This is a genomic window from Halorubrum sp. SP9 (assembly GCF_005435015.1).
GTDB lineage: Archaea > Halobacteriota > Halobacteria > Halobacteriales > Haloferacaceae > Halorubrum > Halorubrum sodomense.
This window is the reverse complement of sequence record NZ_SGXU01000203.1, coordinates 1-732: the sequence shown is the minus strand read 5'-3', so window position 1 is coordinate 732 and position 732 is coordinate 1. Positions and strand designations below refer to the sequence as shown.

1 pseudogene is annotated in these 732 nt (G+C 50.8%); it reads right to left on the bottom strand.

Annotated features, from left to right (window positions below):
* A pseudogene (locus EXE45_RS19885) lies at nt 1-732 on the bottom strand (hypothetical protein); the annotation flags it as partial.

Sequence of the window (732 nt, the reverse complement as noted above, 5' to 3'; positions counted from 1 at the left end):
AGCTTAGGTAGACAAGGCTAGGAATCTTCCAATTCGCGATTTCCCAGTCTTCATCATCAAGTTCTGCCTTCGGCTTTTCAAGGCTTTGTGCGAGACGGGCGGCCCATTCTTCTTGTTCTTCTTCAGACAAACTCTCACGGTCAGGGTCGACGTTTAGTTTGAGAGATGCCGTTTTGATAGCCTTCAATTCCTGACCAGTGAACCAATCAGTGAAGTTCGGGTCGGACTCTTCCTCGGCAATGTCTTCATACACCTCTTCACTGTCAGGGATTTTCCAGTCCACACCCTTGTATTTCAGAACGAGTTGGGTGTTGTTGATTGTCCGACGGTGGGTATCAAGTCTGTTATCGATGGTGAGCAGGTGGTACCAGTATCGGTCGAGTTGGTCCTTTGAGAAGTTAGTGGTGAATGAACCATCGCCCGTCCATCCAACTTCACCATCCTCCTCGTCTGCCTCGATTTTCACCCCAAGGTAGAGCCACTCACAGAACCGCTCAACGCGGTTAATGATGTCTTGCATCGAGTTGGGAGAGTACCCGACCCGGCGTCGCGGCTTCTTACCACGGTCAAAGGTCCACCGAGCGAAGTCGAGCCGCCAATCTTCGAACGCTTGGAGCTCAAGCTTGTTTAGATTGTTCTGGAGGCTCGCCCGTATTGCGGGGATGTTCATCTCTTCCGGAGTATATTCGGGGATTGGTTCGTCGTCATTCGGATTTGTTGAGGTGCTCATTT